At 37.6% G+C, this 21946-nt stretch carries 11 protein-coding genes; 2 read left to right on the top strand and 9 right to left on the bottom strand.

All coding sequences use genetic code 11. The features are described from left to right. From A6M55_RS02895 to leuS, 3 genes are all read right to left on the bottom strand, one after another. Nucleotides 1–7613: PKD-like domain-containing protein (locus tag A6M55_RS02895; RefSeq protein ID WP_156510968.1), on the bottom strand; the 7613-nt coding region annotated here is incomplete at its 3' end. 295 nt (nucleotides 7614–7908) lie between these two features. Continuing rightward, a complete protein-coding gene (locus A6M55_RS02900; protein WP_064196382.1) occupies nucleotides 7909–8175 on the bottom strand; it encodes a hypothetical protein in 267 nt (88 codons plus the stop codon). 135 nt (nucleotides 8176–8310) lie between these two features. After that, nucleotides 8311–11091 carry a leucine--tRNA ligase gene (leuS, locus tag A6M55_RS02905; protein ID WP_064196383.1) on the bottom strand — a complete coding sequence of 927 codons (2781 nt, stop codon included), beginning with the start codon at nucleotides 11089–11091 and terminating at the stop codon, nucleotides 8311–8313. A gap of 117 nt (nucleotides 11092–11208) precedes the next feature. Here leuS and A6M55_RS02910 point away from each other — a divergent pair, with 117 nt between their 5' ends. After that, nucleotides 11209–12126: an S-adenosyl-l-methionine hydroxide adenosyltransferase family protein gene (locus tag A6M55_RS02910; protein WP_064196384.1), complete on the top strand. Its 918-nt coding sequence runs from the start codon at nucleotides 11209–11211 to the stop codon at nucleotides 12124–12126. 194 nt (nucleotides 12127–12320) lie between these two features. Here A6M55_RS02910 and A6M55_RS02915 read toward each other — a convergent pair whose 3' ends face one another. The 4 genes from A6M55_RS02915 to A6M55_RS02930 form a co-directional block, all read right to left on the bottom strand. Further along, nucleotides 12321–13253 carry a dihydrodipicolinate synthase family protein gene (locus A6M55_RS02915; protein WP_064196385.1) on the bottom strand — a complete coding sequence of 311 codons (933 nt, stop codon included), beginning with the start codon at nucleotides 13251–13253 and terminating at the stop codon, nucleotides 12321–12323. Between the two features lie 63 nt (nucleotides 13254–13316). Then, a complete protein-coding gene (locus A6M55_RS02920) occupies nucleotides 13317–14687 on the bottom strand; it encodes a DUF3748 domain-containing protein (protein ID WP_064196386.1) in 1371 nt (456 codons plus the stop codon). Between the two features lie 10 nt (nucleotides 14688–14697). Then, a complete protein-coding gene (locus A6M55_RS02925; RefSeq protein WP_064196387.1) occupies nucleotides 14698–16917 on the bottom strand; it encodes a hypothetical protein in 2220 nt (739 codons plus the stop codon). Nucleotides 16918–16946: 29 nt separating this feature from the next. Continuing rightward, entirely contained in the window at nucleotides 16947–18131 is a 1185-nt protein-coding gene (locus A6M55_RS02930; RefSeq protein WP_064196444.1) for an exo-alpha-sialidase, read from the bottom strand. 174 nt (nucleotides 18132–18305) lie between these two features. Here A6M55_RS02930 and A6M55_RS02935 point away from each other — a divergent pair, with 174 nt between their 5' ends. Further along, complete coding sequence (locus A6M55_RS02935) at nucleotides 18306–19661, top strand: PhoPQ-activated pathogenicity-related family protein (protein WP_064196388.1); 1356 nt, start codon at nucleotides 18306–18308, stop codon at nucleotides 19659–19661. A 97-nt stretch (nucleotides 19662–19758) separates the two neighbouring features. On the opposite strand, the gene A6M55_RS02940 is transcribed toward A6M55_RS02935, so the two are convergent. Next, on the bottom strand, nucleotides 19759–20583 hold the full coding sequence (locus tag A6M55_RS02940; protein ID WP_064196389.1) for an enoyl-CoA hydratase/isomerase family protein: 825 nt from the start codon (nucleotides 20581–20583) through the stop codon (nucleotides 19759–19761). A gap of 18 nt (nucleotides 20584–20601) precedes the next feature. Further along, the gene (locus tag A6M55_RS02945) at nucleotides 20602–21894 is read right to left on the bottom strand and encodes a DUF559 domain-containing protein (protein WP_082892907.1); all 1293 of its coding nucleotides are present in this window, start codon (nucleotides 21892–21894) and stop codon (nucleotides 20602–20604) included. Between the last annotated feature and the right edge of the window lie 52 nt (nucleotides 21895–21946).

Here is a 21946-nt window from a genome sequence, read left to right on the forward strand (position 1 = left end):
GAAAATAAATTGCTACTTTGGAAAGTCGAGCCATCTTTTGAATAAGTATAGGCCGTTGTGCCACCAATTGCCGATAAACTGATACTCCCCGTGTTGTTTGATTGACAAGTCAAATTCGTTGGTGTGGCTGTCAAATTTATGTTTGATACAGTAATAGTTACAGTATTTGAAGAACTACTTTCACAACCAGTTACAGTACATATTGCGGTATAATTCGTAGTTACACTTGGCGAAACACTTAATGGATTTCCTGTGCCTATTATCGTATTAGAAGTATTTTTCCAAGTTATTGTTCCTTCACATGAATTAGAAATACTTAGATTTGTACTTGAACCAGCACATATTGTAGTACTGCCAGTTGCAGTTGGTGTTGTTGGAATGGATTTTATTGTCACAGCTACCGCCGTTCTATCAGTTTCACAAGTGATTAAAGGGCTTGAACCAACTACTGCAAATGCTCTTGCAACATAGTAAGTTTGTGAGGCTGTTAATGTTGGTGTATTATATATTTCATTTCTTATTCCAGATGTTGGAGATAATGCTGTAATTGAATTTGCTGCATTATACCAATTAAATGTTCCCAAAGACACACTACTGTTTGCTGTAAATGCGGCAGAACCACTGCCACAAAAATTTGACGAAGCTGGGTTGACTGTTGGTATTCCACTAAGTGAATATGGTGCATTTACAGTAATAATATTTGATGTTTTGGTACAATATTCAGAAACTACCGTAACTGTATAATCGCCTGCAGTTGATGTAGTATGTATCGAGTTTGTTGCTCCTGATATTGGATTTCCATTCAAATTCCATTGGTATGAGTACGAACCAATTCCACCAACTGGCGAAGCGGTTAAGGTCGTTGTCCTATTTAAAACTCCTGTACCGCAAAAATAAGTATTTCCTGAAATAGTAACAGATAAAGGTGGAGTAACAGAAACTTTGGCAATGGCCATGTCACTACATCCAAATTGAGACGTAACTGTTCCAAAAATGGCTGTAATTTGTGTTGTTGCTGTTGGATTTATCAATACACCACTTATTGAATTTGTGTTTCCGCTAATGGGCCCCGTAAGATTAATTGTGTTATCTCGACTCCATGAAAAAGTGCTTGTTCCATTGACAGATTTCCCATCAGAAATAAGCAAATTAATACTTTCTCCACTACAAATTTTTGCAAAATCGGGTGTTATTGTTGCTTGTGGTATTGGATTAACAGCTATTGTGAAGTTTCTTGAACTTCCCACACATGTTAATCCATCATTCGTATAAGAAGGTGTTACGGTAATTACGCCAGAAATTGATGTATTCCCAGTATTTGTAACTGTAAATGTAGCAATATTTCCTGTCCCACTTGCGGCCAATCCTATCGCTGTATTAGTATTAGTCCAATTGTAAGCTGTTCCGTTTACTGCTCCTGTAAAATTGACTGCCGATGTTGACGTTCCGCTACATAAGATTTGATTTGAAACTGCATTTACTGTTGGGGTTGGATTTACCAAAATATTGAAATTTTTGGCCGTTCCTCTACATGTAACTCCGTTGTTTGTGTAAGTTGGTGTAATGGTAATTACACCCGAAATCGGTGAACCACCAACGTTAGTAGCTGTGAATGCTGCAATATTTCCTGTACCACTTGCCGCTAAACCAATGCTTGGATTTGTGTTTGCCCAGCTATAAATAGTACCTGCAACTGTTCCAGTGAAAGCAACCGTGGTCGTTTGAGTGCCATTACACAGGGTTTGGTCTGTTATCGCATCAACCTCTGGAGTCGGATTTACTGTAATTGTAAAGCTTGTTGGAGAGCCTACACAAGTAAGTCCATTGTTGGTATATGTTGGTGTTATCGAAACTATTCCACTTATGGGTGAAGTTCCAGAATTGGTTGTATTAAAGGCTGAAATGTTTCCTGTGCCGCTCGATGGCAAGCCTATATTTCCATTAGTATTCGTCCAGTTATAAACCGTACCACTAACAGCCCCCGTAAAATTAACTGCTGAAGTTGTTGAACCATTACAAAGCGTTTGACTTGAAACGGCATTAACTGTTGGCGTTGGATTGACTATAATATCAAAACTTTGTGTTAAACCTGTGCAAGTTACACCACCATTTGTATAAGTAGGCGTAACCGTAATCGTGCTAATAAGTGGAGAAGTACCTGTGTTTGTTGCAACAAAAGCCGCAATATTCCCTATGCCACTTGTAGCTAAACCAATGCTTGAATTTGTGTTTGTCCAATTATAAATCGTACCTGCAACAGCCCCTGTAAATGTAACTTGCATAGTTTGCGAGCCATTACATGAAGTTTGATCCATAACCGCATTGACTGTTGGAGTCGGATTTACGGTAATGGTTAAACTTTGCGAACTTCCTGTGCAAGTCACACCGTTATTGGAATAAGACGGTGTAACGTTTATTGTTCCTATATTTGGAGAACTGCCAGGATTTGTAGTAGCAAAAGCCGCAATATTTCCTGAACCACTACCATCTAAGCCGATGCTTGTATTTGAATTTGTCCAATTATAAACTGTTCCACTTACTGCTCCTGTAAAATTAATTGCGTTTGTTGTAGAGCCAGAGCATAGTATTTGATTGGTAACAGTATTGACTGTTGGTGTTGGATTGACAGCAATTGTAAAAATTTTCGGCGTACCTGTACACGTAACTCCACCATTTGTAAATGACGGACTAACAGTTATTTCGCCAAAAATTGGTAAACTTCCAGTATTTGTCGCTGTAAATGCTACAATATTTCCTGTGCCATTGGCAGACAAACCAATGCTTGTATTTGAATTTGTCCAGTTATAAACCGTTCCAGTAACCGCTCCCAACATGGTTATTGCCGTAGTTTGCGAGCCATTACATAAAGATTGGTCTGTAATGCTATTAACTGATGGAGTTGGATTTACCGTAATTGTAAAATTCTGAGGAGTTCCTGTGCAAGTTACACCTTGATTCGTGTATGATGGCGTAGCTGTAATCGTTCCTGAAATTGGACTACTGGTCGAATTAGTTGCCGTAAAGGCTAAAATATTGCCATTCCCGCTCGTAGAAAGGCCGATATTTGTATTTGTGTTTGTCCAATTATAAATAGTTCCACTTACCATACCTGTGAAATTTACTGCCGTAGTTGTAGTAGCATTGCAAAGGAATTGATTCGTTATCGAATTAACAGTAGGAATCGGGTTGACTGTGATATTAGCGGTTGCGACTGTACTTTTACAATTATTTGCAACAATTTCGCAAACTGCATAATAATTGGTTGTTGCACTTGGTGTAACTGTTACTGACGAAAGAGAGTTGGTCAAATCAACATCTGAATACCATAAAGGAACACCCGTGTTACACGTTGCTGATAAGTTTACACTTTGCCCTGCACAAATAGTCGAAGAAGTCACCGTTGGAGCAGCAGGTTTCTCAATTATTTCTAAATTCAATGTTTTTGTACAACCTCGAGCATCAATTACTTGGGCAATGTGAGTTCCAGCCGATAAACCAGTAAACGAACTACCACCCCAGCTACCACCATTAACTCTATACTGAAATGGAGCCAAACCTCCTGATGCACTCAAGCTAAACATACCTGTACTTCCGACAATACAATCGTTTTGACTTGTAAGAGATAATACTATATCCGGTACAGTATTTACATTCAATGTTTTTTCTAAAATACAACCATTTGCATCTTTCACTCCCACAGTATAAGTTCCTGATGATAGATTTGAAAAAGTTGTTGTGCTTCCATAGCTACCACCATTTATGTTATACGTTAATGCTCCAGTTCCTCCAGTTCCCGAAATATTAATTATACCATTATCTCCAGTTGAACAATCATTGGAAGACTGAATTGAAAGGGACAACGGGACAGCTTGTGTTATATTAACAAACTGAGCAATTAAACATCCTTTGCTATCTCTGGCAGAAATCGTGTATGAGCCAGCAAAAATACCAGTAAAAATATTATTAGTTTGAAAATCAACACCATTCTTTGAATATTGATAGCCCGGTGTTCCACCTGTAGCACTGGCGATAATTGTAACTGGCGAACCAGCACAAGCAGCATTACCTACTTCCAAGCTCAATGCTGGATTAGGATTAACCACTATTGCAATCGTAGCCCTCTCAGTTTCACAACCATTTTGTGTCTGAGAAACATAATAATTAGTTGTTCCAACCGTACTGGTAGATGGCGTAGGTGCAGTATTAGTGCCAACCCCACCTGTTATAGTATTATACCATAGAACTGTTGCTCCCGAAGCCCCCACTATACTTAATTGGGAAGCTGTATTCCCTTGGCAATATTCGGTTGTACTTGATGGTAGTGTTGCTGGGGTTTGATTGACTATAATTGTTATATTTCCTGCGGGGCTTTTACATCCTGCGGCACTTACACATGCTCCATAATATGTTGTGGTCATTGTTGGTCTAACCAGACTTGAAACGGCATTTGTTAATGCAGCTTCTGTGTACCAAGTTATAATTCCTGAACTACAAGTAGCCGATAAAGTAGAACTTTGCCCAGAACAGATTGTAGTCGAACTCGCCGCAATACCTGTGGGTGCTGATGGGGTCGGGTTTACATTTACAGTTACATTTTCTGAAGCACTATTACAGCCTAATCCACTCATACAAGCCACATAATAGGTTGTAGTAATAATTGGACTTACTGTCGTGGCTACCACCGTCGTAAGAGCGGCATTGGTGTACCAAGTTATTGTACCACTTGCACAGGTAGCTGTCAATGATGCACTCTGCCCCACACAAATTGTGGTAGGGCTTACAGAAATATTTGTTGGAGTTGGTGGAGTAGGGTTTACTGTAACAGTTATATTTCCTACACTACTTTTACAACCAGCCGTACTTACGCAAGCTACATAATATGTGTTTGTACTTGTTGGACTAACTGGAGAGGTTACCTCCGTTGTAAGTGCATTATTGGTGTACCAAGTTACTGTTCCACTGCTACATGTTGCCGACAAAGCAGAACTTTGTCCTGAACAGATTGTAATGGGACTTGCCGAAATACTTGTTGGTGCTGATGGTATTGGATTTACAGTTATAGAAATATTTCCAGGGGTACTTTTACAACCTAATGCACTCACACATGATACATAATAGGTTGTAGTTGTAGTTGGACTTACAGTATTTGAAACAGTATTTGTTAAAGCTGCATCACTATACCAAGTTGTTGTTCCTGTACTACAAGTAGCTGATAAAGTTGAGCTTTGTCCTGAGCAGATTGTAGCGGGGCTTGCCGAAATACTTGTCGGTGCAGATGGTACTGGATTTACTGTTACAGCTACAAAACCAAATGTGCTTCTACAACCAGTATTACTTAAGCACGCAACATAATAGGTGCTTGTACTTGTCGGACTGACTATATTTGAAATAGTATTTGTCAATGTAACATCATTATACCAAGTTACTGTTCCGCCAGTACATGCTGCCAATAAAGTAGAACTTTTACCCGAACAGATTGTGAGCGGACTGGCCGAAATACCAGTTGGTGCTGTTGGTGTTGGATTTACTGTTATAGCTATACTTCCTGTGGCACTCTTGCAACCTGACGCACTCACGCAAGCTACATAATAAGTAGTTGTGCTTCCTGGACTTACCGAATTTGAAATCAAATTTGTCAATGCTGCATTGCTGTACCAGGTTACTGTGCCTGTACTACATGTGGCAGATAAGGTTGAACTTTGCCCTGAACAGATTGTAGCTGGACTGGCTGAAATACCAGTTGGTGCTGTTGGTGTTGGGTTTACATTTATTGTTACATTTCCCGAAATACTTTTGCAACCACCACTTCCTACACAAGAAACATAATAAGTTGTTGTTAAGGCTGGGCTAACTGTGCTTGTAATTGTACTCGTAAGCCCCGAATCGCTATACCAAGTTGCAGTACCGCTGTTACAAGTTGCAGATAAAGTAGAACTTTGTCCTGAGCAAATTGTAGCCAAACTTGCCGAAATAGCTGTTGGAACTGTCGGTGTAATATTAATTGCTCCTACGGTAACATTTGTGGTGGAAGTACATCCACTTGCATCGGTAGCCGTAATTGTATAAGTTCCTGCTGTTAAGTTGCTAAAAGTACCTGCTGGGCTTTGTGTGCCAATATTTGGCGAAATAACATACGAAATTGCCCCAGTTCCCCCAGTCGCAGTGTTAACTATTTTTCCATTGTTTCCACCGCTACACGTAACATTTGTAATAGTTGATGCCTCAAAAGTAATAGCGGTTGGTTGAGTAATTATGAGCGTACTAAACTTTGTACAGATATTATCTTTTACGTAGAAAGTATATGACCCCGCCGATAATCCCGAAAATATATTACTTGCTTGATAATTTGTTCCGTCTTTACTATACGTGACAGAACCCGTTGGTGTACCTGTATAATTTACGGTAGCGGTTGAAGTTCCTCCATTACAAGTAATTGCCGTTGAACTTGCCGTTACGCCTGTCAAAGTACAACAGCCTACTGAGGCAGAACCTACATTAGTAGGGAAATTTACTGTCGTAGCTCTATTTGAGTAGTTAGAAATTACTAATACATAAACCTTTCCAGCTGTGACCGATGGAATTGATAATGAGATATTTGCAGAACTTGAATAATCACAAGTTAATGGCGAACTTTGAGTGGCGAAACAAGCATCAGCGACTGTATTTACTGGTCCCCAAATAGCTCCATCCACATCTACATTTGATGTATTTGTTACATTAAATGATACAGACCCACTTGTCAAGGGAACAAAATAAAACCACGATTGATTGGGACTTGTTCCAAGGCATCCCCATTGAGTTGAGGCCGTACCTCCGTTTGTGGTATTACCCACTAAAGCTGCAAATGAAGTACCGCTGCAAAGCTGTGCATCACTCGACATTGAAAGTGCCGCACAAGAAGTGGCAGGTGTATTAATTAAAGGCTTGAAGTTTTTTGATGAAATAACATTTGTAGTAGTATTACTCTTATCTAAACTTACCGAAACAGTTTTCCATTCACTCACGCAGCCTGTTTTTGGTTCTTCGTACCTTACATAATAATCTGTTGGAGTTGTCGTAGGTGTAATCAATGTTACACCACCAGTATTTCGTTCGTGTTTCCATCTAATCTCAACACCATCTATTATTTCTTTAGTACCCAAATAAAACGGTTCGTTGGAAGTTACTTTATAATCTCCTGGCACCGTTGGGGTACCTGTAAAATTGGGCTTACTTACACTAATTGTTATTTTATTTGAAGGTTTACTTTCTCGTTCACCTGCTTTGCGTATGGCATAATAAGTCGTGGTTGCTTTAGGTGAAATTATTAAAACACTACCGCTTCCAACAACTTCATTCGAACTCGTTTTCCAAGTAATATCGCCATTGTAAGCATCGGTAACCTTCAATTCTGTACTTGTTCCAGCGCAAATCTTTATTGTTCCAGCTAATATTTCTGGAACTTTTATTGCAGAATCAGCTTTGAAAAAATGTTTAGTACTTTCAAGCAGATTCGTTGTATAGGAATATTTAGTATTAATTTTATGAGCCTCAGTAATTATTGAATTAATGAAAAATAAAAAAAATAATAAATTACCTTTTTCAATTAGGAAAACTCGTTTACTTAACGCCATTATAATTTCAGTTTATTGCATATTTGTCATAAATCATTAGGTCTGATGTAGCAAATTTTGATAATGAGGTATTGGTTAAAAAGTTTTACTTAGGTTGAATCAAACAGCACATAAAATGTCTGAATTCTACCATTATTTTTCAAGATAATTTAGGTTTAACCAACAGAACAATGAATCCAAAACTTTGCTTTTCTGATTACGTTAGGACGAAAAAAAAGCTACGAGTAACAACTTTCATACTAAAAAAAACAATGGGGATGAACTTGAAAGGCCTAAAGGGGAGGATAAAATTGAATTAGGTAAATATTAAAGTTGAGATTGAAGATGGCTCAACAAAAAAATAATTGCTCTGAATACCGATTACTGATTTCATATTTTGGGCATAATTTGGATGAAAAGCCACAGCCATTACCCAGTTTACTTGGTTGGTTAAATCTAAAAATGGAGTGGGTAGCACTTGCCCGTTAGAAATGATTTTTACTTGATTTCCATCTACAATAAAAAACCTGTCATCATTGGCATGAGTGATGTCAACGATTGATGAAAAAGCATCAGAAACCAAATTTACTTGTATGTTGGGTGATTGAGCAAAAAGAATTAATGGGCTTAAGATAAATAATAGGAAAGTTTTCTTTTTGGTTTACATCAAATTAAAGAGTATAAAAAAAGGCAGCAAATAAATCGCTGCCTTTGAATATTATATTACCACATTCACAATCCGGTTCGGAACAACGATGATTTTCTTTGGTGTTGCACCTTCCAACCATTTCAAGACTAATTCATTTTCTAAAACTAATTTCTCAATTTCTTCTTTGCTCATAGCAGCTGGGAAATTGAGTGTTGCACGAACTTTGCCATTGATCTGAATCGGGTACTCAAATGAATCTTCTACCAAATGCTTTGCATCGAAGGTTGGGAATTGTTGTGCTGTAATGCTATCAGTATGTCCCAAAACTTGCCATAATTCCTCAGTTACGTGCGGAGCGTAAGGTGACAAAATGACCAATAATTGCTCAAGAATGGCTTTTTTATGACATTTTAGGTCAGAAAGTTCATTTACACAAATCATAAACGAACTAACCGATGTATTGAATGAGAATGACTCAATATCTTCGTTTACTTTTTTGATGGTTTTGTGCAAAGCCTTCAATTCTTCTTTTGTAGGTTCGGCATCAGTTACCAAATTTTTACCATTTTGGTCAAAGAACAAACGCCACACTTTACGAACAAATCTATACGTTCCTTCAATTCCACGAGTATCCCACGGTTTGCTTTCGGTCAATGGTCCCAAGAACATTTCATAAAGGCGGAATGTGTCAGCACCATAACGCTCAACGATTGTATCAGGATTCACCACATTGAACTTAGATTTTGACATTTTCTCTACTTCCGAACCACAAACATATTTTCCGTCTTCCAAAATAAATTGAGGGTCGTCGCCAATGTCATTTCTTGTTGCTTTAAATTTCTCGACGTCTAAAACATCATTTTCCACGATATTTACATCAACATGAAGTTTTGTGGTTTCATATTGGTCTTTTAAGCCGTAAGAAACAAAGGTTACTTTTTCAGAATCTTTCAAGCGATAAACGAAGTTTGAACGCCCCATAATCATTCCTTGATTAATGAGTTTCATGGCGTATTCTTCTTGCGGTACATGCCCTCTATCTTTCAAGAATTTATTCCAAAAACGGCTATACAATAAGTGGCCAGTTGCGTGTTCAGTTCCTCCTAAATATAAATCCACATTTTGCCAATAATCAATCGCTTCTTTTGATGCAAACTCTTGGTCGTTGTTGGCGTCCATGTATCTGAACCAATACCAGCTACTTCCTGCCCAACCTGGCATTGTGCTTAGCTCATATTCATTACCTTTATAATTCCATCCTTCGGCACGACCGAGTGGTGGTTCGCCATCTTCGGTTGGTAAATATTTGTCAATTTCTGGCAAAACTAACGGCAAATCTTCTTTGTCAATCAAATATGGCAAGCCCTCTTTGAAAAATACAGGTACAGGTTCACCCCAATAGCGTTGACGAGCAAAAACCGCATCACGCAAGCGATAATTAACTTTGCCTTTTCCAATGCCGTTTTCTTCCATGAAAGCAATCAATTTGGCTGTTGCTTCCTTGTATTCGAGGCCATTTATCATACCCGAATTGATGTATTTTCCCTCTTTGGTAGCATCGGCTTGGGTTTCAATATCAGCTTGAGCATCAAGTATTTGCACGATTGGTAAACCAAAATGTGTGGCGAAATTCCAGTCACGTTGGTCGCCCGAAGGTACGCCCATAACCGCACCTGTTCCGTAGCCCGCTAAAACATAATCAGCAATCCAGATTGGTACTTTTTCACCACTAAATGGATTGATACAATAGCTACCAGTAAATGCTCCCGAAACTGTTCTGACATCTGACATACGGTCGAGTTCAGAGCGTTTTTGTGTTTCAGAAATATAATTTTCGATGCTTTCTTTTTGTTCGGGTGTTGTCAATGAAGCAACTAATTCATGTTCAGGAGCTAAAACCATGAACGAAACCCCATAAATAGTATCAACACGGGTAGTAAAAACTTCGATTTTGGTATCCTCGTTGTTTTCAAGAGCAAATTTTACCATTGCTCCAACCGAGCGACCAATCCAGTTTTTTTGTTGCTCTTTCAATGAGTCTGACCAATCAACCAAATCCAAGCCACTTATCAAGCGGTCGGCATAAGCTGTGATTCTCATTACCCATTGTTGCATTTTTTTCTGTATAACTGGGTAGCCTCCACGCTCCGAAACGCCATCCTTTACTTCATCGTTCGATAAAACCATCCCCAATGCTGGGCAGAAGTTTACTACTGAATCAGAAAGATAAGTTAATCGATAATCCAATGAAATTTTGTATTTCTCAGTTTCACTAAATGCTTTCCATTCTTCGGCCGTGAAACTTGAGGTTTCGTCATTACAAGCGGCTTTTACGCCTGATGTACCATTTTGCTCAAATTTTGCGTATAAAGTTTCAATAGCCTCGGCTTTGTCAGATTCTTTATTGTACCAAGAATTGAATAATTCCATGAAAATCCACTGCGTCCACTTGTAATATTTGGCATCAGAAGTACGAACTTCACGACTCCAATCGTAGCAAAAACCAATTTTCTTTAATTGACTAATGTAAGTAGTAATATTATTTTCGGTCGTGATAGCTGGGTGCTGCCCTGTTTGGATAGCATATTGCTCGGCAGGAAGCCCAAACGAGTCGAAACCCATTGGGTGAAGCACATTAAAACCTTTAAGACGCTTGTATCTTGAATAAATATCAGTTGCGATGTAGCCCAGTGGATGCCCAACGTGCAGGCCAGCTCCCGAAGGATACGGAAACATATCCAACACATAAAACTTGGGCTTAGTGTGGTCGATTTCTACTTTATAAGTTTGGTTTTCTTCCCAAACTTGTTGCCATTTTTTTTCAATTTCACGATGGTTGAACTCCGACATTTCTTGAATTTTGAATGAGTGATTGCTTGAATGAGCGAATAAAATTTCCGCAAAAATACAATTTTAAAGCTGTATCGTTGTTATTTTGTGCCTACAAAATCAAACCTTTTCTATCTTATGTCTCGAAAGGTAATAATTTCGCTCCTCGTTATTTTGTCAATTGCTTTATTATCAGTGTTTTATGTTAAAACAAAAGCACAAAAATCGCCTTTAGTTTTAATGACTGATTTTGGAGTAAAAGATGGTGCAGTAGCCGCTATGAAAGGTGTTGCATTGAATTTAGCCCCTGATTTGACGATTCATGACCTTACGCACGAAATTCCAGCGTACAATATTTGGGAAGGGGCTTTTAGGTTACAACAAACCGCTCCTTATTGGCCGATTGGAACTGTGTTTGTCTGCGTGGTTGACCCAGGAGTTGGTACGGAACGCAAATCTATTATTCTGAAAACGAAAGCTAATCACTATTATGTTGGCCCTGATAATGGACTTTTTACATTAATTGCTGAAAATGAGGGAGTGGAGGAAATTCGTGAGATTTCGGCGGCCAATCGTTTGCCAAATTCTCAGAATTCATATACTTTTCATGGCCGAGATGTATTTGCTTATTCGGGAGCGAAATTGGCTTCTGCTGGAATTAACTTTGAAGAAGTAGGTGAGAAAGTGGCTGATAACAAGTTAGTTATGCTCGATTATCCAAAACCAAAATTTGAAAATGGCTTGATTTCTGGAGGTATTCCGATTTTGGATATTCAGTACGGCAATGTATGGACCAATATTGACCAAAAAACTACTAATCAGCTTGGATTAAAGATTGGTGATAAGCTTTCGGTGAAAATTTTTGATGGAGAAAAGAAGGTTTTTGAAGGACAAATGCCTTATGTCCATACATTTGGCGATGTAAAAGAAGGAGAAAATCTTTGCTATATGAATAGTTTATTGAATTTGTCTTTTGGAATCAATATGGATGATTTCTCAAAAAAATATAAGGTTGGCAGCGGCACAAATTGGAGAGTTGAGTTGAGGAAGTTGTGAAAATGTGAATAAAGATTAAACATTCATTAGGATGGAATAATTCATTGCCGTCTGCTTTAGCTGACGGATTGGATGAGATAAATCAAAATTGGCTTTAGCCCAAGTTTATATTTCGGCTAAAGCCATTTTGTGTTTTTATTTAAGTATCCGTCAGCTAAAGCAGACGGCAATGAGTTTTTTGACGGCCTTTAATATTATAATACATTCTTTATATCATACATTTCAGAAATTACTTTAAAAGAATCCATCAAGGCATTGAATCTGATTGTATCTACATTGGTAAGCATATCTGTTGGAATACGGCTATTGGTTTCAATTTTCAAGCCTCTTTTTTGTAAGAACAATTTAGCCGAAAATGGGTAAAAAGTATGTGTAACTCTATCCATCATCGTCAGAATGGCGTGTAATTGGTTCAATTTTTCTGTTCGGCCATTCGTGAAAAACTCATTTAATAAATAGCTGTAAGGCTCTGGATAAAAATTGGCCGAAATGGGTGAGATACCTCTTGCACCCGAATCGAGCGAGTCGAGGGCGGTGGCAGTATCAGCATTGTAAAGTCCAAAATTTGTTCCTTTTACGGCGGCTGATTTTCGCTCCAACGAAATTGAATTACAACTTGTGTCTTTGTGGTACACAAAACGCCCAGTCGAGGCCATCCATTTGAGCATATCTGTGCTTAAAAGACGTTTGTAAGGAACTGGACATTCATAAACTCCCAAAGGAATATTGCCAGTTTCGTTCATAATTTCCTCTAAACGAGATTTCAAAACATCGTCACTTTCATCGGGTTCTACGAGCATACTTGTTATCAAAATCACGGCATTTATGCCTGTATCATAGATTTTTTTGATAAAATCTGTATTTGTAGCACCTCCTCTATTAAAAGTTCCTGTGGCAACAACTGGGACTTTATCTTGGCAAAACTTAACAACGTTTCTCGTGAGCAGCAATCTTTCTTCGGTGGTGAGTTGATACATTTCGCTCGAAAGACAGTTGGCAAACATACCATTTGAACCAGCATCAAGATACATATTTGTTAGTCTCTCTAAGCCATCAATATCAATCTGATTGTTGGATTTGAACGGTGTAATCATCACAGGCCAAAGCCCTTTGGGTAATAAATTCATTGTTTAAGGAAGGTTGAATAGTGTTTTGTTAAAGATTGTTTTTAAAAAATTGCCTTCACGGATTTAATCAAGTTTTATCAAAAATATTTGTTTGCTTTTTATACTATTTGCTACGTTTTCTAAAAGTCTGTTAAAAGCAATCATTTTTCCATCGTGCGATATAACTAAATTGGTTGGTGATGGCTTGCTTGGTTTTGATATGATTTTCAAACGTTTATCAAAATCAAGGTCATTGATTGCAATTTCACAGATACTGCTATTCCAAATATAAAAAATACTTTTGCCCGAAGGATGCCATCGAATACTTCCTTCAACATCAGATTCATGGAAAGTAATTTGTTGGGGACTTCCTCCGTTTGGTGAAATGGTAAATATTTGTTTGATATTTTTTTCATCTTTTGCCAAGAATGCAAGTAAACTTCCCTCAAAGTTTGACCTTACAATACCTGTACAACCTGCATGAGAGTTTTTTGCGGTAAATGTTAAACGCCTTTGCGAAGCACCTTTTGGAGGTTGGGGTAATTGTGTTTCTGTGCCTTCTAAAGCCCCGAACTCACTATCAATTTCAATATTTTTGGGAATATCTACTACAAAAACTTCATCCACATTTTCTCCATTTTCTGTTTTTACCGTGCCAATAAATGCACGAGCCATTTGGCGAGTGCCATCAGGTTTTAAATAGCCATTTTTGCCAACCCAACTATCTCCAGCCGCATGACTTATTTCATCGCTTCCATTTTTTGGATTTGGTACAACTCTCACAACCAATGCCGAAAACCATTCGCCCGATAGATTTTCACCATTATTCTTTTCCGAAATATTAACCGATTTACCTTTTTTTGAAACACCAATTGTTCGTAAATTTTGTTTTTGACCAGTAGCATCTTCGAGAGATTTCATGATGGCATCATTATAGGTAAAGCCAATCCAATTACCGTCTCCGCTAAATTCGTGTCGATGCGTTCCGCCTCTCAATGCTCCTTTTGTAAATGGAGTATTAATATCTCGGGCATCAATATAAATGGGGTTTTCGCCTTTGGTTTCATCAATCATTACTCCAGTTCTTCTCCATTGTTGATATGGATTTTGCTCAGTAACATTCTGTAAGCCATGAATAAAAATAACCTGATTAGCAACGGGCGAGTAACTCGCTGCTCCAACACCTGGACCGAAAAATTGATTATTTTTTATTTCATAAACCACTTTTTTATCGCCTGTTTTTACATTTACTTTTTCAATCTTAGCCGAAGCTGCAATTCCACCCTCATCGGTGCGGGTATCATACACTAACCATTGATTATCAGGCGAAAAGTTATCATTATTATCTAAATCATGGTGGTAACTTAGGTCGTTCGTTAATTGTATTTCGGGTAAAAAACGCATGGTTTTACAACTTGTCAATAAAAGAAAAATTAAAGAAAAATAGCTTTTCATTGTTTCGATATCATTTGTTTTGAGGTGGACTAATCACCCCCAAATATCTGCCCAGCCAGTAGGGGAGTAACCAAATATCGCCTGCACTATGCTCCGAAGTTCCGTTCCCCTTGGTTCTGTCCAAATTAAACATATTGGCATTATGTCTTTGAATTGGTCGTTCGTCAGGTGGTAGCACTTCCTTGATGGTCTGACTGCGGAAGTTAATAGAAATTTTCTCAATATCCTTCCTGTGGCTATTCATAATTGTCCAGTCGATGAGGTCGAGTGGGTGTTCTCTTAAATACCAAGCAGCTTGGTTTAAATCAAAATTTTGCGTGCCAGTCAGGGCGGTGAAAATATTCCACAAACCCTCTTTTTCGGGGCGTTCGGCTTGCCAATGGTCGATAATCGCTTTTTTATAATGTGCTTTTAGCGTATCATTTAGAGCATAACGATATAAACCCCAATAACCCAGAAAATACATTTCATCGTCGGAATGATTCCAGGCATCCGACATTTTTTTACTGTGTTCGTCGGCATCTTCGGGGGCATAACCAATTTGTTTCATTGGTCGCATCAAATTTTCAAAATAGCCATGTTTTTGCATCAATTCCAATGCTTTTTCTTTATAAATTGGCTTTTTGGTGAAATAATAAGCCGTTTGAAGCATAGCAATGATATTCGATGAATTGAGTTTGCGGTCGCCCACATTGGTCGGAAAAGAGTTTACATAAGTCGGATTCCAACGCCCCCACGCAGTTGGTTTTCCATCATAATCAATTAAATATAGATCGTTTCGCACGATATGCCCCATGAGCGTATCAATCAGAGTTACCGCTCGTTTTTTGAGTTCGGGGTCTTTTATGAGTTCAGCCATTGCTCCATAGACAAAAATATGTCCAATTGCTTCATCGCTGCTGGTGGTTGCTTTCCAGTCCCATTCTTTATCGGGTGAGTGTTGCCAGCGGTCGGGGTCGGCAAGTTGTTGGATAAACCCACTTCGTTCAAACGAACGAGCAGGAAAGCCAGCAATCGGATTAATGGAATAAAGCCTTTCCATTGCATCGAGCGATTCTCGACAGTTTTGTAACGCATCTGCTTCTTTTGTGACTACATACCTAAAAATTTCTCCACCTAAATACATTGAAGTCCAAAGTCCATCATTATCAGAATCAGCCAAATAGCCAGTTGATAGATTTCCTTTTTCCATATTATCGAGCGAAGCATTGAAACCATTTCTTATGTGTCGGCTTCTGACTTGTTTTTCATAGAAAACGGCTTTTTCGTGCAAAGTCATTTTCTTGAAACAAATTTGCGAAAGTCCTTTATCGCTTACAATCAAAACAGAGTTTTCTGGGCCTTCGGAAATGTGTTTGATATTGTTACTGCTTAGCCATCTTTCACTATTATAATAATCAAACTTTCCATCTTTTTTCAAGGCAAAAGCCCCATTGGTAGTGCCAAACCAAACCTTTTCACCAATACTTTTGATGGTCGTAATCTCGGTCGTTGGTAATTTCGTTTGCTTACTGCCAATTTGTTTTTTTGAGGCAATATCTACGAAAAAGTATCCATCATTTATACCGACATAGAGATTTTTATTATCTGTTGAAAAATCAAAAGCAGTAAAATCGTTCCCTTCAAAAATTACTTCTATTTTCTTTGTTTCGGCTGAAAAAGTTGAAATGGATTTTTTACCCAAAATCCAAAAAAGATTTGTCGAGCTTTGAAATTTTAGGTCAATAATTTCATCTTTGAAGTCTGACAATTTCCAGAGAATTTGTGTTTTATCAATCAATTGGAGTGCTTTTCCATTTGAAACAAGGAAATTGAAACTCTTGCCTCCAACAAATAATTTTGCATCAGAAAGCTCATGTTTGGCGAATAAACTTCCTGCCCAAGCATTACTGAAAACTATTTTATCATCCATCAAGACGAATTGATTTTCGTACAGACCAATTCCTTTAATATTTTTATTTTGAATGGTTCTGTATGTGTTATCTGCAACCAGATTTCCTGCATAAAGAAATTGTCCATTGTGCGGCACTAATAAACCTGCCGTTGAATAAACTTTAATATTGCCGTTTCGGTCTGAATAGGCTTTTTGTGGAGAAACTGCATCGTTTTTTGTGTAAAACTTGATGCTGAAATCTTGCAGAAAAGGCTTGTCTTGATAAACTGGTTGTTTTGTTTGAGCCAAGATAAGGCCATATTGTAGTGTGAATATGAATAAAAGGATATTTTTCATTGGATGAGTTGATGTTTTAAGTTTTTAAATCAATCAAGTGGGATTTTCAAAGGATTCACCACCACATATTTAATTGATTTTTTGTCTTTTTCAAGGTGATAAGAATAAGTAAGATGCAATAAACCATCAGCAGTTTGAATCAATGATGGGTACGAAAAACTTCCTTTGTTAGGTTCTACTTTTTCGAGATATGTTTTCCATTTCCACGTTTTTCCTTCATCATCCGATAAAAATAAGCCAATACGGTAGCGGCCATCCTCAATATCATTACCCAAAAAAGCCCAACGGCCATCTTGAAGCACCAAAAGTTCAACACTGGCCGTATTCGGAATCGAAGTTTTCGTGCTTACTTGCCAAGTTTCACCATTGTCTTTTGATTCGCTTGTGTGTACTCGGGCGGGGTCGTCGCCGCTATCACGCATGAGTGCGAATAAGTTGCCGTTTTTCTTTTGAATAATAGCTGGTTGAATAGGTCCTCGACCAACTAATGGCAAACTTGGTCGCCATGTTGAGCCATCATCGTCAGAAATTGCCATTATTGACATATTGAAACCATCAGAATATAATGGTAAAACGATGCGTTTATTGGGCAAAAGGAGCGGCTTTATGCGAGTCATCCAGCCAAAACTACGTTTTACAGGGTCATTACTGGCAGTAATAATTGATTCATCATACTTTGGTGCGTAACCCGCCCAACCTGCTGTGCTTGGTGGAGTCTCTTTCAGTTTTTGTGCAACTTCTTTCGCAAAATTATTATCTGGTTTTAGCAAGATATTATCTTGCCAGTTCCAAATTGGTGGGCCACTTTTTTGATAATCGGTCGAGGTACGAAACCTTAAAATTGATTGTTCCCATTTATTGGCTTGAACGGCAATCCAGACCAAGAAAAGCTTTTTTTCATGGTTCAAAAATAATACAGGATTACAGTCTGGAATATTGGGTGTATCAGCCATCAAAAATGGCTCAGACCATGCAGATTTACCTTTTTCGAGTCTTGCACCCATCAGTTTTACATCATCAGAAGTGCGTTCTCCGCTTCCTTGAAACCAAACACACAGAAAATCGCCGCTCGGTAACGCCACAATACTGCTGGCATGAACGTGCTTTTCTTGAACAGGGAAAATAAGTGTAGATGATTGAATAGCAGGGTTTTGTGCAAAAAGAAATTGTGTGTTTAAAAGTAGAAGAAACTTAAATAGAGAATATTGTTTCATATTTAATGGCTTATTGAGTTGAAAAAACTGAAAGTAAAAACTGTTGATTCGTGGTCTATCGACCATGGACTACCAATATTTCAAATTTATTAGATTTTATTGAGTATTTATTAAAAAAAATCAAGAATATTACGTGACTTTTTTCAACCTTCTAAATCAAGCCTCTTTTCAGACATGAAATCTATTTCCATCAAGACATTTATTTGTTTTTTAATCTACATTTTTAATGGTAGTATTTTTGCTCAAAACGTAGCAGTTACACCGCAGACAGCTCTAAAAAGTTATTTATCTAATAATGATAAAAGTTTTCAGTGGGAATTAAAAGACTCATCTGCCATGGGGAATGTGATGGTTTATCAGCTATTACTCACTTCCCAAAAATGGCGAAACTATACTTGGCGACACCAACTGACTATTTTTGTTCCGAAAAATCGACAATATACGGATGCACTTTTGTTTATAACAGGTGGCTCAAATAAAGACGAACAACCCAATTGGAGTAAATCAGATGGTTTATGGCCTTCGTTGGCGGGAGTGGCTGAAAAAAATAAAGCAACAGTGGCTCTAATTCGCCAAGTACCAAACCAACCGCTCTATGGAAATTTGACCGAAGATGCACTGATTTCTTACACCTTACATCAATTTAAACAAGACAAAGATTATACTTGGCCCTTGTTGTTTCCGATGGTGAAATCGGCGGTTAGGGCAATGGATGCTGTGCAGGAATTTACGAAACAAAAGCAGAAATATGAAGTAAATGGCTTTGTGATTTCGGGGGCATCCAAACGTGGTTGGACAACTTGGCTATCTGCTGCCATTGATGATAAACGTGTGAAAGCCATAGCTCCAATGGTGATTGATATGCTCAATATGCCCGCCACTCTTAACTATCAATACACAACTTATGGTGAATACAGCATCGAGATAGAAGACTATGTGAAACTCGGCATTCCGCAAGGAACTGATACCGAAGATGGAAAGGCAATTACAGCAATGATTGACCCATTTTCTTATAGAAGTAAGCTAAATGTACCGAAAATGATTTTTATAGGAACCAATGATGAATATTGGACAGTTGATGCCATAAAACATTATTTAGGAGAGATTCCAGGTAAAAATATGATTCATTATGTGCCGAATGTTGGTCATAATTTAGGCGGAGGAAAACAAGCTTTTGAAACGTTAAGTGCCTTTTTCGGTCTGACTGTGCTGAACCAAGCTTACCCAGTAAATTCGTGGGAAATTACTTCAAATAAAGTTAATGCAGAATTGACTGTTTATGCAGTACAGGAAAATTTAGTTGAAGCAACTTTATGGCAAACGACTTCTTCCGACCGAGACTTTAGAAATAATCTTTGGCTAAGTAAGAATATTAAATTGAAAGATTTACCCAAAATTACAGCATCGTTACCGCTTCCCAAAAAGGGCTATCAAGCTTTTTATGTAGAAACAAAATACAAAGACCCGAACGGAGGAACATTTAGTGTTTGTACTCGTGTGTATGTGACTGATACTGAGAAGGTTTTGTGATAATCTAACTCACGCAAAGTGGCAGAGACGCAAAGGGTTTAAAGATTAATTTTCAAATTCTTTGCGTCTCTTCGACTTTGCGTGAAATAAAATTTTGTTATTTATTCTTCCAAACGGGCTTTCTTTTCTCTTTAAAAGCCAAGATTCCTTCTTTTGCATCTTCCGATTCTCGAATTTCTTGCAGAATACCCAAAAGATAAGGATGTTGTTCGTTTTCGGGTAAATTCTGAAAATTATTCATTGCTTCAAAACCTTTTTTTATTGCAAATGGAGAGTTTTCTAAAATGCTATTAATCAGAGTTTCAGTATCTTGTCCGATGTTTTCTTTTGAAGAAAGATGTGTTACGATTCCCAGCTCAAAAGCTTCTTTTGCCGAATAGTTTTTACCCAGAATTGCCATTTCCATCGCTTTTCGTTGGGGCATAATTTTGAGTAAAGTTGCCATGACTTGCATCGGGAAAATGCCTCTTTTTACTTCTGGTAAACCAAATAGTGCATCATCGACCGAAACTACAAAACTACATCCACCAATAATTAAAAATCCACCTGCAAAAACACTGCCTTCCACTTTGGCAATACATGGTTTTTCAAGATTTTTGAAGGCATCACCAATTGTAATTTCTTTGATTGGCTTGGGCAAAGTTTTATTTTGAATATCTAATTCAGGATTTTGAAAAACGTTCAAATCCATTCCTGCACAAAACGTAGGGCCTTCAGCTTGGATAAGTACACACCAAATGTCATTTGCTTGGTAAGCAAATTCTAATGCAAAAGTCAACTCTTGTAACATGGTAGGAGTGAAGGCATTGCGTTTTTCAGCTCGATTCAAAGTTATTGTAAAAAGATGACCTTCATGCTTAATTTTAATAAGTTGAAAGGTAACTTTTGAGTAATTTTGTATGTCAGATTCTGTAAAAAACATCTTTAAGATTTGCGGAATTTATGAAATAAGTTCTTGAAATGCAGTTTTTAAAATACTTAATTGATTTAATTTTTTTTCAATTTGATTTTTTGTGTGAAAATTATTTTCTAAATCAAAATTTATTAAATTTTCTGAATCCATATTTCCTACCAATTCATCAGCTGCCATCGGGCAGCCACCATAACCCAAAATTGCACCATCAAATCTTCGACAACCTGCATTGTAAGCCGCATCAATTTTTTCTTTCCAAGTATCGGGAGTTGTATGTAGGTGTGAACCAAATTCGAGATTTGGATATTTTGGAATTAAGTTTTCAAAAATGTATTTAATTGATTGAGGCGTTGCCACCCCAACTGTATCTGATAAAGAAAATATTTTTATTCCCAGTTTCTGCAATTCTTCGACCCAATGCAAAGCAATTTCGGCATTCCAAATATCACCATAAGGATTCCCAAAACCCATTGAAATATAGATAATTAATTGTTTATCAGCTTTTTGTGAAATTTCTTGGATGTGTTTTACCCGTTCCAATGATTCGGCAATGGTTGTATTTGTGTTACGCAACTGAAAAGTCTCAGAAATTGAAAAAGGATAGCCTAAATAGCTAATTTCTCTGAATTGACTGGCTTCACTTGCTCCACGTTCGTTAGCAATAATTGCCAAGAGTTTCGTATGTGTATGAATCAAGTCTAAGTGTTTCACTATTTCGGCAGTATCTGCCATTTGTGGAATAGCTTTGGGCGAAACAAAGCTTCCAAAATCTATCGTATCGAAAAGATAGCTATTCAACAATAAATTAAGGTATTTTATTTTTTTTTCTGTTGGAATAAATTGATGCAATCCTTGAATTGCATCACGTGGACATTCTATTAGTTTAACACCCCCAGCCCCTAAAGTGGAGCTTACTGATTCTCTGATTTCACCCCTAACCCCTAAAGGGGAATTTGTTAATTCTCTGATATTATTTAATACATAATTTACATTTTTAAAAACTTCTTGATTTGTAAATCTTATAATTTTTAACCCATTTGCTTTGATAAAAGCTTCTTTTTCTAAGTCGTTTTGGGAGACTTCGGGTAATTGATGAATACTTCCATCAAGTTCTATTACTAATTTTGCTGAATGACAATAAAAATCAGCTATGTATTGACCAATTGGGTGTTGTCTTTTAAAACGTAAACCAAGTTGATTTTTGCACAAATAATTCCAAAGTAACTCTTCCGCTGGTGTAGGATTTGCTCGATTTCTTTTTGCAAATTCAAATATCTCAGGAGTTGCTCCATAAAACATATTTTCTTTTTGGTCTTCCATAATTGAATGTTGTTTGTTTAACCCTAAGGTTGAAAAACAAGATTAGTCTTTT

It is taken from the genome of Emticicia sp. MM (assembly GCF_001649495.1).